A 13,417-nucleotide genomic window follows, 5' to 3' on the forward strand; every position below is an offset into this window, starting at 1 on the left:
TACCGCCATGCAATGGGAAGTGGTGATCGGCCTCGAGACGCACACGCAGTTGTCGACGGCCTCCAAGATTTTTTCCGGTACCTCCACCGCCTTCGGCGCGGCGCCGAACACGCAAGCCTCGCCGGTTGATCTGGCGCTGCCCGGCGTGTTGCCGGTGCTTAACCGCGGCGCGGTCGAGTGCGCCATCCAGTTCGGCCTGGCGATCGGCGCCACCATCGCGCCGCGCAGCATCTTCGCGCGCAAGAATTATTTCTACCCCGACCTGCCCAAGGGTTACCAAATCAGCCAGTACGAGCTGCCGGTGGTGCAGGGCGGCAGCATCAGCATTCAGGTCGAAGGCAAGAAGGGCGAAACCTACGAAAAGACCGTGCAGCTCACGCGCGCCCACCTCGAGGAAGACGCCGGCAAGTCGCTGCACGAAGATTTCGCGGGCATGACCGGCATCGACCTGAACCGCGCCGGCACACCGCTGCTGGAGATCGTCACCGAGCCCGACATGCGCAGCTCGGCCGAGGCCGTGGCCTACGCCAAGGCCCTGCACGCGCTGGTGATGTGGCTGGGCATTTGCGATGGCAACATGCAGGAAGGCAGCTTCCGCTGCGACGCCAACGTGTCGGTGCGCCCCTACGGCAGCCCCAAGCTGGGCACGCGCCGCGAGATCAAGAACCTGAACTCGTTCCGCTTCCTGCAGCAGGCCATCGACTACGAAGTGCAATGGCAGATCGCCGAGATCGAGGACGGCCGCGAAATCCAGCAGGCCACCGTGCTGTTCGACCCGGACACCGGCGAGACGCGCGCCATGCGTACCAAGGAAGACGCGCACGATTACCGCTACTTCCCCGATCCCGACCTGCTGCCGCTGGAGATCGACGCCGCCTGGATCGCGCGCGTGAAGTCCCAGCTGCCGGAGCTGCCGGTGGCCATGCAAGCGCGCCTGGTGTCGCAATACGGCTTGTCCGCCTACGACGCCAGCGTGCTGACCGCCTCCAAGTCGCTCGCGAACTATTTCGAGGCGGTGGTCGCTGAAGCTGGCGCGGCCAATGCCAAGCCGGCTGCCAACTGGCTGATGGGCGACGTGTCGTCGCTGCTCAACCGCGAAGGCATTGCGCTGGAAGCCGCCCCGGTCAAGCCGGCCCAGCTGGCCAAGCTGCTGGTGCGCATTGCCGACGGCACGGTGTCCAACAACACCGCCAAGAAGGATGTCTTCCCAGCCATGTGGGCGGGCGAGGAAGGTGCCGACGCCGACGCCATCATCGCGGCCAAGGGCCTCAAGCAGATGTCCGACTCAGGCGAGCTGGAAAAGATCATCGACGACGTGCTGGCCGCCAATGCGAAGTCGGTGGAGGAATTCCGCGCCGGCAAGGAGAAGGCGTTCAATGCGCTGGTGGGGCAGGCGATGAAGGCCACCAAGGGGAAGGGGAATCCTGCTCAGGTGAATGAGTTGTTGAAGAGGAAGTTGGGGGCGTAAGGGGGCGTAGGGGGTAGGGCTTTTGGGGGGCTTTTGCTGTTTATTTCATCGGCGATGGTTTTTGGACCCAAGGGCCTTACGACATCGCTCTGCGGGGTTGGTCGCTGCTTCTTTGATCGGCGATGGCTTTTGCACCCAAGGGCCATACGACATCCCCCTGCGGGGGCTGCCGGTCACTTTTCTTTGACCGGCAAAGAAAACTAACGAAAAGAAAGCCGCCCTGCCGGGGGCAGAGCAATAAGGCTGTTTTTGCCTCGGTGGTTGCGTCGTACGGCCCGGAGTGTTGGCTGGCGGATCCTACCGGCCCAAAGGACATCTCACTTGCATGACCCAATGGTCACGTGGTGGTGCCCATGATCGCTTTGCGCGGTGAGCGTTCGGGCATCTGCCGTTCGCGGTGCGCAGCGCCACGATGCTGCCTGCCTTGGTGGTTTCGTGGTTTTGTCTCTGGCGGTGGCCGCCCGGCCATTTGATGCCCTGCCGTACCGGCGCGAGCGGCACCTTGCTACCAACTCCCCTGGTTTCGTGGTGGGCACCGTGGCCCGTCCGCGAGGGCCGCGCTCGCACCTCACGGCGCTCGTCCTCTGAGACAAAACCACGAAACCAGCCACACCCGAAACGGCGCAGCCCCTCGCGCCGCGAACGGCAGATGTGGGAACGGTCACCGCATACGAGGTCAGGGGCCGCACCACGTAACCCATAGGTCATGCAGTTGCGATGTCCTCTGGGCCGGTAGGATTCGCCAGCCAACACTCCGGGCCGTACGACGCAACCACCGATATTCGAGAGCCTTATTGCTCTGCGCCCGGCAGGGTCGGCTTTCTTCTCGTTAGTCTTCTTTGCCGACGCAAAGAAGAGTGACCGGCAGCCCCCGCAGGGGGATGTCGTATGGCACTTGGGTGCAAAAACCATCGCCGCTCAAAAAAACAGCGACCAACCCCAGCAGGGCAATGTCGTATGGCCCTTGCGCCCAAAATCCAACACCGCCCACTCCCCCAAAGCCTCCCCCCAAGACTCCCCCTAACCTTTTGCTACACTGCCCCCCAAACAATCCGGTTGAAGCCAATGAACGCCCAAGAAGTTGCCTCCTACCTGCAGACCAATCCCCAGTTCTTCGAAGACAACGCTGAACTGCTGGCCACGGTGCAACTCACCAGCCCGCATAGCCACCGCGCGGTGTCGCTGCAGGAGCGCCAGATGGAAATCCTGCGCGAGAAAAACAAAGGTCTGGAGCTGAAGCTGGCGGATCTGGTCCGCCACGGCCATGACAACGACCGCACCCAGCAGCGCATGCACGCCTGGCAGTTGCGCTTGCTGGCCGAGGTGGACTCGCACGCGCTGCCGTATGCGGTGCAGGACGGCTTGCAGCAAGTGTTCGACGTGCCCGGCGTGGCCCTCAAGCTGTGGAATGTGGCGCAGAGCTACGCGCACATGGAAGTGGCGCAGGGCGCGAGCGAAGACGTCCGGCTGTTTGCCGAGGGCCTGCGCGCGCCGTATTGCGGCGCCAACAGTGGCTTCGAGGCTGCGGCCTGGCTGGAGCGCGACGATATCGCCTCGCTGGCCATGGTGACGCTGCGCGTGCCCACGCGCGACGCCGGCACGCTCGGCGCGGCCTTTGGCCTGCTGGTGCTGGGCTCGCCCGAGCCGCGGCGCTTCCACGAGGGCATGGGCACGGCCTACCTGGCGCAGATCGGCGAAGTGGCGGGTGCCGCGCTGAACCGCCTGCGCGACTGATGGAGCCGAGCCGCGCGCGCAAGGCCGCTTCGCCTGCGGCGAAGAAGCCGGCCGCGCGCAAGGAAGCCGCCGAGGCGCCGCTCGACAAGCAGCCGCCCGACCCGGTCGTGCTGCGCTATCTGGAGTGGCTCGCCAGCAGCCGCAAGCTGGCTGTCCACACGCTGACCAGCTACGCCCGCGACCTGTCCGTGCTGCAAGCGCACGCCGCGCGCCATGCGCCGGGCAATGCGCTGTTGTCGCTGCAGACCCACCATATCCGCGCCTTTGCCGCGCGCATGCACGGCAGCGGCCTGGCCGGCACCAGCATTGCCCGCACGCTGTCGGCGTGGCGCGGCTTCTTCCTGTGGGCCGCGCGCCATGGCCTGGGCGTGGAGGCCAACCCGGTGGACGGCGTGCGCGCGCCAAAATCCGGGCACCGGCTGCCCAAGGCTTTGTCGGTGGAGCACGCGGTGGCGCTGGTCTCGCACAACGCGGGCGACGGTGCCGAGGGGCGGCGCGACCAGGCTGTCTACGAGCTGTTCTACTCCAGCGGGCTGCGCGTGTCGGAGCTGGTGCAGCTGGACGCGCGCTATGCCGAGGATGGGGAATATCGCTCCGCAGGCTGGATCGACATGGACGGCGCCGAGGTCACGGTGATCGGCAAGGGCTCGCGACGGCGCACCGTGCCCGTTGGCAGCAAGGCCATGGAAGCGCTGCGCGCGTGGCTGGCGGTGCGTCCGGAGCTGCTGCGCCCCGGTGTGCTGCCGGATGATGCGCATGCGCTGTTCCTGAGCGCGCGCGGGCGGCGCTTGCCGGCGCGCACGGTGCAGTTGCGCATCAAGCAGCAGGCGATCCGGGCCGGCGTGCCGACCGACGTGCATCCGCACATGCTGCGGCACTCCTTCGCCACCCATGTGCTGCAATCCTCGGGCGACCTGCGCGCGGTGCAGGAGATGCTCGGGCACGCCAGCGTGGCCACCACCCAGATCTATACCGCGCTGGATTTCCAGCACCTGGCCAAAGTCTATGACAAGGCGCACCCGCGCGCGGGCAGGGCGCACACAGGGCCGGCGCCGGTGGTTGCTCCGAAGGCCGTGGATGCGGGCAAAGACGGCGAAGTCGCCGAAGTCGAAAAAGACGCAAAAGACGCGGAAGCCGGCAAGGGCGGCTAACCCTCCCACTGCGCCAGGATGCCCCGGAAGGCTTCCATCTCCGGCAGCAGCCACGCGCGGAAGGCCTTTACCTTGGGCGCCTCCAGCATGCCTGCCGAGCAGACGAAGTAGAGCAGCCACGGGCAGGTAATGCTCACGTCGAAGAGCCGCACCACGCGCCCCGACAGCAGGTCGTTATAGGCCAGCGACGAGCGGATCAGCGCAATGCCCTGGCCCGCGGCGGCTGCCTGCAGCAGCAGCGAGGAGTCTTCCAGCAGCAGGCCCTTGCGCGGCTCCGGCCAGTCCAGGCCGGCGGCTTCGAACCACGGCTTCCACGGATCGCCCTCGCCGCGCAGCAGCGACATGCCTTTCATGTCCTGCGGCCGCGCCGGCAGCTTGCCGCCGTTGAAGGCCGGGCTGCAGACCGGGAAGAACACGTCGTCCAGCAGCTTCTCCACATACAGGCCGGGATAGTCGCCGCTGCCCATGCGCAACGCGATGTCGACTTCCTCGCGCCCGAAATCCACCAGCGTGTTGGACGACAGCAGTTCCACGTCCAGCTCGGGATGCTGCTCGATAAAGCTGCCGATGCGCGGCGTGAGCCAGCGCGCGGCAAATGACGGCATGGTGCTGATGGTGAGGCGCTTGTCGCGGTTGCCGGCCTGCAGCGCCCGGGTGGCATCGGCGATCTCCAGCAGGGCTTCGCGCACGCGCCCGGCGTAGGCCCGGCCACCGGGTGTCAGGGTCACACGCTTGCCGTTGCGCTCGAACAGGGCCTGGCCCAGCTCTTCCTCCAGCGCGCGGATCTGGTGGCTGACCGCGCCGTGGGTGACGAACAGCTCGGTGGCCGCGCGCGAAAAGCTCTCGTGGCGGGCGGCTGCCTCGAACGCGCGCAGCGCGGTCAGCCCCGGCAGGCGCGGCAGCTCGCGGTGCCAGCCACGTGGCAAATCTCTCTCCCATGCTCCCTTCAGCGCCATCGTCCACCTCGTCTTATGTGAGCTTACCTAACAAGAACAAGGAAAATATATCGTTTTGGAAGAGGACCGGCAATCACTAGAATGCAATGCATCGGGGCGCTACCCGCACCGGTGCCGATCCAGTACCAGGCAAGACCAAGCATAAGCCCGCCAGGGCTGAGCTGATCGGCGGCCGCCCATTCCGGGCAAGCGGGCGAGGCAGCCGACGATGTCAGCGAAGGATGCCCAACATGAAAACATTGCTCACAACGACCCTGTTCACCCTGAGCCCGGGCGAAGTTACCTCCCTTTCCATCCACGCCGGCCAGCGCCTGCGCGTCGAAGAGGCCACGGGGATCGATGTCTGGGTGACCCGTGAAGGCGACTCGGAAGACTACTGGCTGCGTTGCGGCGGTAGCCTGCTGCTCAACAGCGGCGATGAAATCACGCTCAGCGTGGACCCGCGCGCAGCCGAGCCGGTACGCCTGGCCCTGATCGCCGAAGCCCGCCGGCCGGCGACCAACGTGTCGCACCTGGTGGCGCGCATGGCGCGGCGCCTGGTTCGAGGCACCGAGTGGACGCCTAACCAGGACCAGGTCACGGCTTCCTGAGCCAGCGGATACTGATGCAGATGGCCGCGCGCGCGGCCATCTGCGGCTGATCCATTCCAGGCCGGCAAGCAAGGACGCAACGCCAACGTCATAAAGACACACCGAAAGACACGAAAGACACACCAGAAAAGGGGCGGCCTCCTGTGAGATCCGCCCCTTTTCGCTAAACTGCCGGGATGCAACCGATACAAGTCATCGAACGGGGCCGGCAAGAGTACGAGCCCTGTTTCGACGCGATGCGCGCCTTTACCGCCGCACGCACCCCCGACACCCCCGACCAGATCTGGCTGGTCGAGCACCCCCCGGTCTATACCCTCGGCCAGGCGGGAGATCCCGCGCATGTGCTGGCCCCTGACGATGCGATCCCCGTCGTGCGGATCGATCGTGGCGGACAGGTCACCTATCACGGTCCTGGCCAGGTCGTGGCCTATCTGCTGCTCGACCTGCGCCGCCGTCACCTGATGGTGCGCGAGCTCGTCCATGCGATCGAGCAGGCCGTGCTGGATACGCTCGCGGCGTATAATCTCGCAGCCGAACGCAAGCCCGGCGCGCCTGGTATCTACCTTTCCGAAGGCCGGCACCAGGGCGCCAAGATCGCCGCGCTCGGCCTCAAGATCCGCAATGGCTGCAGCTATCACGGCGTCAGCCTCAACGTGCAGATGGACCTCGCGCCCTTCCTGCGCATCAACCCCTGCGGCTATGCCGGCCTGGAAACGGTCGACATGGCAACGGCGGGCGCCACCTTCGCGGTGGCCGATGCGGCGGGTGCGTCCCGCTTGCCCGTGACCGCGGCACAACAAGCCGATATCGCGCGGCGCCTTGCGGCGGCGCTGTGTGAAGTGCTGGCAGAGGCGCAAGAGCGCGCCCTGGCGGCCCAACGGAATACCGCCGCGGCCCTGGCCACTTAGTCATCCAGCCGAATATGCACGCACCGCGCGTGCGGAGAACACTATGAGCGACGCCCTGATCGCCACTTCCAGCGAAGCCCCGCAACCCCAGGCGGAGCAGTACGACCCGACCCGCAAGCAGAAGTCGGCGGACAAGACCGCGCGCATCCCCATCAAGATCGTGCCGGCCGAGAAGCTCAAGAAGCCCGAGTGGATCCGCGTCAAGGCGGCCACCGGCAGCTCGCGCTTCTATGAGATCAAGGACATCCTGCGCGCCAACAACCTGGTGACGGTATGTGAGGAAGCCAGCTGCCCGAACATCGGCGAGTGCTTCGGCAAGGGCACCGCCACGTTCATGATCATGGGCGACAAGTGCACCCGCCGCTGCCCGTTCTGCGATGTGGGCCACGGCCGTCCCGATCCGCTGGATGTCAACGAGCCGGGCAACCTGGCCCGCACCATCGCCCAGCTCAAGCTGAACTACGTGGTGATCACCAGCGTCGACCGCGACGATCTGCGCGACGGCGGCGCCCAGCATTTTGTCGATTGCATCACGCTGACCCGCGAGCTGTCGCCGGCCACCCGCATCGAAGTGCTGGTGCCGGACTTCCGCGGCCGCCTGGACAAGGCGCTGGACATCCTGCAGGCCGGCCCGCCCGACGTGATGAACCACAACATGGAAACCGTGCCCCGCCTGTACAAGCAGGCCCGCCCGGGCGCCGACTACGCGCACTCGCTCAAGCTGCTGCAAGAGTTCAAGCGCCGCAACCCGGCCGTGGCCACCAAGTCCGGCCTGATGGTGGGCCTGGGCGAGACCGACGAGGAAATCCTCGAAGTCATGCGCGACATGCGCGCCCACGACATCGACATGCTGACCATCGGCCAGTACCTGGCGCCGTCGGGCCACCACCTGCCGGTGATGCGCTACGTGCATCCGGACACCTTCAAGATGTTCGAGGCCGAGGCCTACAAAATGGGCTTTACCCATGCCGCCGTGGGCGCCATGGTGCGCAGCTCCTACCACGCGGACGAGCAGGCGCATAAGGCCGGGTTCGCCTGAGGCCCAACCTTGCGCGCCACGGCGCGCATCAGCCCGTCGAGAAGACCGGCCGGTATTTACCGGCCGGTCTTTTTTTTGTCCTGCCGTTGCATGCGCGCCACGGATGAGCGCATTTCCCGGAAATTCTTTTGCCCTTGTCATGCCCAGCCCGGCAGGGGCGCACGCACCCGCATCGAGCAGGGCCGGTGCGACGCGAGAGCCGCACCGAGCGCTCCTGCACCGGATGCAATCGCCGCGCCCGGTACCCGCACCGAGGCGGTGCGCCAACGCTATCCCGCATGAAGACGTAGCACCGAGTGCCTAGGGTCAACACCTAGCCACAGCATCTTCTTGTTTGGTTATTATGAATTTATCGATAAATCGTCGATGAAATAGCGATCTCACTCTCGGACCCGTCGCAGCCGGCACCGCGCCTGACTAGTACAGCGCGCCCGCCTACACTGCAAGACAGGTCCCCCCGCTGGTGCCGCCCATGACCCGATGTTCCGTTCACCGCCTGGCCGAGCAGGCACTGCTGTGCAGCGTGCCCCCGCCGGCCTCGCTAGAAGTGCAGCGACGTATCTGGGCCATGGCCCAGCGCGCCGCCGAGTGGCGCGGCGTGGTCGATGCGGTGCCGGGCATGAACAATCTCACCGTGGTGTTCGACCGCGAAGCCGATCCCGAAGCGCTGGAGCGCAACCTGAAGCTCGCCTGGGCTTCCGGCGAAGCGCGTGCCGCCACCGGCAAGCTGGTCGAGATCCCGGTGTGCTACGGCGGCGAGCATGGCCCCGACCTGGCCGAAGTCGCGGCGCATACGGGCCTCACGGCGCAGGAAGTGGTACGCCGCCACAGCGCGGGCGAGTACGTCGTCTACTTCCTCGGCTTCCAACCCGGCTTTGCCTACATGGGCGGCATGGACCCGGCGCTGGCCACGCCGCGGCGGCGCGAGCCGCGTCTGTCCGTACCCGCAGGCACGGTCGGCATCGGCGGCGAGCAGACCGGCATCTACCCGGCAACCGCCCCCGGCGGCTGGCAATTGATCGGGCACACCACCAGCCAACTCTTCCTGGCAGACCGCGATCCGCCTTCCCTGTTTGCGCCCGGGGATACCGTGCGCTTTGTCGTCGAGGCGCTGCTGCCATGATCGAAATCACCCGACCCGGCGCGCTGGCCTCGGTCCAGGACCTTGGCCGTCCCGGCTTTCGCCGCTTTGGCGTGGGCACCGCGGGTGCACTCGATACCGTCGCGCTCACCATCGGCAACCGCCTGCTGGGCAATCCGGCGGGCGACGCCGCCATCGAATACACGCTGGGCCGCGCCGCCGTGCGTTTCCATGCCGACATGCGCGTGGCGCTGACCGGCGCCGAATGCCGGGCCAACCTGGACGGCGTGCCGGTCTGGTCGTGGCATGCCTTCGACGTGCGCCGCGGCGAAACGCTGACGCTGTCGGCGGCGCAGGGCGGCACCCGTACCTATCTGTGCGTGGCGGGCGGCATCGCCGTGGCGCCGGTGATGGGCTCGCGCAGCACTGACCTCAAAGCCGGTTTTGGCGGCCTGGGTGGCCGCGCGCTGCATGAAGGCGACCGCCTCGGCGCGGGCCGGCCCGGCGTGGCCGAGGACAGCGACTGGCTGGGCGTGCAGGCGCCATCCTGGGCGCTGCCGGTGAAAAAGCTCGGCGACGCGATGCCGATCCGCATGTTGCCCGGCATCGAGTACGAGGATTTCGACGCCGCCGCGCGCGAAGCGCTGTGGCAGTCCGACTGGGTCGTCACGCCCAACAGCAACCGCATGGGCTTGCGCCTGCAAGGCCCGGCCCTGGCGCGCCAGCCCGAGCGCGCGGCCGACCTGCTCTCGCATGGCGTGCTGCCGGGCGTGGTCCAGGTGCCGCCGGCCGGCCAGCCCATCGTGCTGATGGCCGACGCGCAGACCACCGGCGGCTATCCCAAGATCGGCGTGGTGATCGGCGCCGACCTGTGGCGGCTGGCGCAGGTGCCGCTGGGGGCGCCGGTGCGCTTCGTGCGCGTCACGCTGGATGAGGCCGCCGCTGCGCAAGCCGAGCTGGACCGGTACCTGCAGCAACTGGACCAGGCGCTGCAGTGGCAGGGCGACGGCATGGTGATCGCCTCGCGGCGGCGCACGCGTACCCGCGCTGCCGTGGCCTGAGCCGCCTAACCGGCAACGACAGAACAGCAGCACGACAGAAGCACAGCACGACAGCAACCCCAAAACCTCAACACCTCAACACAAGCCGCAAGACCGGTGAGGAGCAACGCAATGCATATCGACCTGAACGCCGACCTCGGCGAAGGCTGCGGCAACGACCGCGAATTGCTGGGGCTGATCAGCTCGGCCAACGTGGCCTGCGGCTGGCACGCCGGCGACGCCGCCACCATGCTGCAGACCGTGAAGTGGGCACTGGAGCAGGGCGTCGCCATCGGCGCGCATCCTAGCTATCCCGACCGCGAGAACTTTGGCCGCACCGAGATGCAGCTCGATCCCGAGGTGGTGTACGCGAACACGCTCTACCAGATCGGCGCCCTGGCCGCGCTGGTGCGCGCGCAGGGCGGCCAGCTGGCCCACGTGAAGGCGCACGGTGCGCTCTACAACCAGGCCGCCAAGGATCCCAAGCTGGCCGACGCCATCGTGCGTGCGGTGCGCGACTTCGACTCCGACCTGGTCTTCTTCGGCCTGGCCGGCAGCGTCATGGTGAAGGTGGCGCGCGAAGCCGGCCTGAAGGTCAAGGAAGAAGTCTTCGCCGACCGCGGCTACAACCCCGACGGCTCGCTGGTCAAGCGCGGCACGCCCGGCGCGCTGCACGAAGACGAGAACGTGGCACTGGGCCAGACGCTGGACATGGTGCGCGAGCAGCGCGTGCGCGCCATCGACGGCACCTATGTACCGATTCGCGCCGAAACCGTGTGTCTGCACGGCGACGGCGCACACGCGCTTGCCTTTGCGCGCCGCATCCGCGAGCGGCTCGGCGCCGAAGGCATCGCAATCCGCGCTGGAGTCTGAGGGGCACGCCACACCTAACGGACGCGCCCCCAAGCTTCCGGCTTTCACTGTGCCCCGTGGGTGTCGAGCAGCATGACGCGACGCGGGGCACTCGCCTCCATCACACTCTATTGGTGTCTCTCATGGAACAGGCAGTCAACCTCTGGCCCCTAGTTGGGGTCGGCATCATCATCCTTGGCTTCGTGCTGCGCTTCAACCCCATGATGGTGGTGGCGCTTGCCGCCATCGCCACCGGGCTGGCGGCAACCATGCCGGTCATGCAGATCTTCACGGCGATCGGCACCGCCTTCGTCAAGACGCGCAACCTGCCGCTCATCATCCTGCTGCCGCTGGCGGTGATCGGCCTGCTCGAGCGCCACGGGCTGCGCGAGCATGCCCAGGCGTGGATCTCGCGCATCGCGTCGGCGACCGTGGGACGCTTGCTGATCGTCTACCTCGGCGTGCGCGAGCTCACCGCCGCGGTGGGCCTGACCAGCCTCGGCGGCCATCCGCAGATGGTGCGCCCGCTGCTGGCCCCGATGGCCGAAGGCGCGGCCGAGACCCGTTTCGGCAAGCTGCCCGAGCCGATCCGCCAGCGCGTGCTGGCCTTCTGCGCAGCCACCGATAACGTTGGCCTGTTTTTCGGCGAAGACATTTTCGTGGCCTTCGGCGCCATCGCGCTGATGCACACCTTCTTGCTGTCGTCCAACATCGACGTGGAACCGCTGCATATCGCCGTGTGGGGCATCCCCACCGCGATCTGCGCCTTCCTGATCCACGCCGTGCGCCTCAAGCGCCTGGACATGTGGCTGGAGCGCGAAGCGGGCGGCAAGTCCGCCGCAACGGCTGGCGCTGCCGCCGCGGCCAAGAGCGGGGAGTAAGCCATGATCATTTCCATCGACTATCTCTACTGGCTCGCCGGCCTGGTGCTGGCCATCACGGCGTTGATGACCTTCGCCGACCGCGACCATCCGCGCCGGCTCAGCACGGGTTTGTTCTGGGCGCTGTATGCGCTGGTCTTCCTGATCGGCGACAAGCTGCCGCCGGCCATCGTCGGCATCGGCGCCGTGGTGATGGCGCTGATCGCGGGCTTTGGCGGCGTGGGCCACGGCAAGCACGGCACGCTGCCGGAGGCTGAGCGCCGCAACTCGGCCAAGCGCCTGGGCAACAAGCTGTTCATCCCGGCACTGCTGATTCCCGTGGTGACCGTGATCGGCACGCTGCTGTTCAAGGACGTGAAGGTCGCTGGCCTGGCGCTGCTCGATCCCAAGAACGTCACCTTCGTCTCGCTCGGCATCGGTTGCCTGCTGGCGCTGGGCGTGGCGTGCTGGCTCACCCGCGACACGGTGGTGCAGGGCGTGCGCGAATCGCGCCGGCTGACCGAGTCGCTGGGCTGGGCGCTGGTGCTGCCGCAGATGCTGGCCATGCTGGGCCTGGTGTTCGCCGATGCCGGCGTGGGCAAGGCGGTGGCGCACCTGACCACGGCCTATATCAACATGGACTACAAGCTCGTGGCCGTGGTGGTGTACTGCGTGGGCATGGCGCTCTTTACCGTGATCATGGGCAATGGCTTTGCCGCTTTCCCAGTCATGACCGGCGGCATCGGCGTGCCTATCCTGGTGAACATGTTCCACGGCAACCCGGCGGTGATGGCGGCGATCGGCATGTTCTCCGGCTACTGCGGCACGCTGATGACGCCGATGGCGGCCAACTTCAACATCGTGCCGGCCGCGCTGCTGGAGCTCGATGACAAGAACGCCGTGATCCGGGCGCAGGTGCCAACCGCGCTGATGGTCCTGGTGGCCAATATCGTGCTGCTGTATTTCCTGATGTAAGAACGCGGCCCCGCCGCGAATGATTGGCCAGGGGCCCGGGCAACCGGGCTTCTTGCCGGGAGTCCCTGCCATGCGTACCGTGCTGCTGACCGGCTTCGAGCCGTTCGAGAGCGAGCCCATCAATCCTTCCTGGGAAGCGGTGCGCGCGCTTGACGGCGTGCGCATCGGCAACGGGCCCGATGACCTGGATGCCGCGATCATCGTTGCGCGCCAGTTGCCCTGCGTGTTCGGCGCGGCCAACGATGCGCTGGCTGACCTGGTCGACGCGGTCAATCCCATGCTGGTGATCGCGGTGGGGCAGGCGGGCGGGCGCCCTGAGATGTCGGTGGAGCGCGTGGCGATCAATGTCGACGATGCGCGCATCGCCGACAATGCCGGCGCGCAGCCCGTCGACACCCGCATCGCCGAAGAAGGCCCGGCGGCGTATTTCTCCAGCCTGCCGATCAAGGCCATCGTGCGCGACATGCGCGCGGCGGGCGTGCCCGCATCGGTGTCGCAGACCGCAGGCACTTTCGTCTGCAACCACGTGTTCTACGGCTTGATGCACCTGCTTGCCACGCAAGGCGTGCCTGCCGGGATCCGGGGCGGCTTCATCCATATTCCCTACTTGCCTGAACAGGCGACGCGCCATCCGGGGCAGCCCAGCCTGTCGCTGGCGTTGATGATCGAAGGCATCCGCTGCGCGGTGGCCACGGCGCTTGCCACCACCAGCGATATCCGCGAGCAGGGCGGACAGACGCACTAAGGCGCCGCTCGGGCGCCG

General features: G+C 67.0%; 13 protein-coding genes. 12 read left to right on the forward strand and 1 reads right to left on the reverse strand.

Going from position 1 to position 13,417, the window contains the following annotated elements; genetic code table 11:
• Positions 1-7 precede the first annotated feature (7 nt).
• The 3 genes from gatB to ACX12D_RS00785 all read left to right on the forward strand — a co-directional run bounded on the left by gatB (position 8) and on the right by ACX12D_RS00785 (position 4,353).
• Positions 8-1,468 carry an Asp-tRNA(Asn)/Glu-tRNA(Gln) amidotransferase subunit GatB gene (gene gatB, locus ACX12D_RS00775; RefSeq protein WP_459372550.1) on the forward strand — a complete coding sequence of 487 codons (1,461 nt, stop codon included), beginning with the start codon at positions 8-10 and terminating at the stop codon, positions 1,466-1,468.
• A 1,065-nt stretch (positions 1,469-2,533) separates the two neighbouring features.
• Positions 2,534-3,202, forward strand: a complete 669-nt coding sequence (locus ACX12D_RS00780) for a DUF484 family protein (protein ID WP_441641339.1) — start codon at positions 2,534-2,536, stop codon at positions 3,200-3,202.
• Positions 3,202-4,353 carry a tyrosine recombinase XerC gene (locus ACX12D_RS00785; RefSeq protein ID WP_459372551.1) on the forward strand — a complete coding sequence of 384 codons (1,152 nt, stop codon included), beginning with the start codon at positions 3,202-3,204 and terminating at the stop codon, positions 4,351-4,353. The genes ACX12D_RS00780 and ACX12D_RS00785 overlap by 1 nt, the downstream gene beginning before the upstream one ends.
• On the opposite strand, the gene ACX12D_RS00790 is transcribed toward ACX12D_RS00785, so the two are convergent.
• Positions 4,350-5,309: a transcriptional regulator GcvA gene (locus tag ACX12D_RS00790; protein WP_043351136.1), complete on the reverse strand. Its 960-nt coding sequence runs from the start codon at positions 5,307-5,309 to the stop codon at positions 4,350-4,352. The two genes, ACX12D_RS00785 and ACX12D_RS00790, sit on opposite strands and share 4 nt — an antisense overlap.
• A gap of 230 nt (positions 5,310-5,539) precedes the next feature.
• Between ACX12D_RS00790 and ACX12D_RS00795 the strand changes: the two genes are divergently transcribed.
• From ACX12D_RS00795 to pcp, 9 genes are all read left to right on the forward strand, one after another.
• On the forward strand, positions 5,540-5,899 hold the full coding sequence (locus ACX12D_RS00795) for a DUF2917 domain-containing protein (RefSeq protein ID WP_441641337.1): 360 nt from the start codon (positions 5,540-5,542) through the stop codon (positions 5,897-5,899).
• A gap of 176 nt (positions 5,900-6,075) precedes the next feature.
• A complete protein-coding gene (gene lipB / locus ACX12D_RS00800) occupies positions 6,076-6,807 on the forward strand; it encodes a lipoyl(octanoyl) transferase LipB (protein WP_459372552.1) in 732 nt (243 codons plus the stop codon).
• Positions 6,808-6,850: 43 nt separating this feature from the next.
• Positions 6,851-7,846, forward strand: coding sequence for a lipoyl synthase (gene lipA, locus ACX12D_RS00805; protein ID WP_150992653.1), 996 nt, complete (start codon positions 6,851-6,853; stop codon positions 7,844-7,846).
• A gap of 472 nt (positions 7,847-8,318) precedes the next feature.
• Entirely contained in the window at positions 8,319-8,969 is a 651-nt protein-coding gene (pxpB, locus tag ACX12D_RS00810) for a 5-oxoprolinase subunit PxpB (protein WP_459372553.1), read from the forward strand.
• A complete protein-coding gene (locus tag ACX12D_RS00815) occupies positions 8,966-9,988 on the forward strand; it encodes a 5-oxoprolinase subunit C family protein (RefSeq protein WP_459372555.1) in 1,023 nt (340 codons plus the stop codon). The genes pxpB and ACX12D_RS00815 overlap by 4 nt, the downstream gene beginning before the upstream one ends.
• A 111-nt stretch (positions 9,989-10,099) precedes the next feature.
• A complete protein-coding gene (gene pxpA / locus ACX12D_RS00820) occupies positions 10,100-10,840 on the forward strand; it encodes a 5-oxoprolinase subunit PxpA (RefSeq protein ID WP_043342811.1) in 741 nt (246 codons plus the stop codon).
• Positions 10,841-10,962: 122 nt separating this feature from the next.
• Positions 10,963-11,700, forward strand: coding sequence for a DUF969 domain-containing protein (locus ACX12D_RS00825; RefSeq protein WP_441641332.1), 738 nt, complete (start codon positions 10,963-10,965; stop codon positions 11,698-11,700).
• Between the two features lie 3 nt (positions 11,701-11,703).
• On the forward strand, positions 11,704-12,654 hold the full coding sequence (locus tag ACX12D_RS00830; RefSeq protein ID WP_459372556.1) for a DUF979 domain-containing protein: 951 nt from the start codon (positions 11,704-11,706) through the stop codon (positions 12,652-12,654).
• A gap of 70 nt (positions 12,655-12,724) precedes the next feature.
• Positions 12,725-13,399, forward strand: a complete 675-nt coding sequence (gene pcp / locus ACX12D_RS00835; RefSeq protein WP_459372557.1) for a pyroglutamyl-peptidase I — start codon at positions 12,725-12,727, stop codon at positions 13,397-13,399.
• Positions 13,400-13,417: the final 18 nt, after the last annotated feature.

This window comes from Cupriavidus sp. PET2-C1 (genome assembly GCF_054515855.1).

What these genes read in the sequence shown, in the direction of transcription:
- pxpA (WP_043342811.1), top strand. Translation starts at nt 10,100, where the DNA reads ATGCATATCGACCTGAACGCCGACCTCGGCGAAGGCTGCGGCAACGAC.
- pcp (WP_459372557.1), top strand. Translation starts at nt 12,725, where the DNA reads ATGCGTACCGTGCTGCTGACCGGCTTCGAGCCGTTCGAGAGCGAGCCC.
- ACX12D_RS00785 (WP_459372551.1), top strand. Translation starts at nt 3,202, where the DNA reads ATGGAGCCGAGCCGCGCGCGCAAGGCCGCTTCGCCTGCGGCGAAGAAG.
- ACX12D_RS00780 (WP_441641339.1), top strand. Translation starts at nt 2,534, where the DNA reads ATGAACGCCCAAGAAGTTGCCTCCTACCTGCAGACCAATCCCCAGTTC.
- ACX12D_RS00825 (WP_441641332.1), top strand. Translation starts at nt 10,963, where the DNA reads ATGGAACAGGCAGTCAACCTCTGGCCCCTAGTTGGGGTCGGCATCATC.
- ACX12D_RS00790 (WP_043351136.1), bottom strand. Translation starts at nt 5,309, where the DNA reads ATGGCGCTGAAGGGAGCATGGGAGAGAGATTTGCCACGTGGCTGGCAC.
- gatB (WP_459372550.1), top strand. Translation starts at nt 8, where the DNA reads ATGCAATGGGAAGTGGTGATCGGCCTCGAGACGCACACGCAGTTGTCG.
- lipA (WP_150992653.1), top strand. Translation starts at nt 6,851, where the DNA reads ATGAGCGACGCCCTGATCGCCACTTCCAGCGAAGCCCCGCAACCCCAG.
- lipB (WP_459372552.1), top strand. Translation starts at nt 6,076, where the DNA reads ATGCAACCGATACAAGTCATCGAACGGGGCCGGCAAGAGTACGAGCCC.
- ACX12D_RS00830 (WP_459372556.1), top strand. Translation starts at nt 11,704, where the DNA reads ATGATCATTTCCATCGACTATCTCTACTGGCTCGCCGGCCTGGTGCTG.
- ACX12D_RS00815 (WP_459372555.1), top strand. Translation starts at nt 8,966, where the DNA reads ATGATCGAAATCACCCGACCCGGCGCGCTGGCCTCGGTCCAGGACCTT.
- ACX12D_RS00795 (WP_441641337.1), top strand. Translation starts at nt 5,540, where the DNA reads ATGAAAACATTGCTCACAACGACCCTGTTCACCCTGAGCCCGGGCGAA.
- pxpB (WP_459372553.1), top strand. Translation starts at nt 8,319, where the DNA reads ATGACCCGATGTTCCGTTCACCGCCTGGCCGAGCAGGCACTGCTGTGC.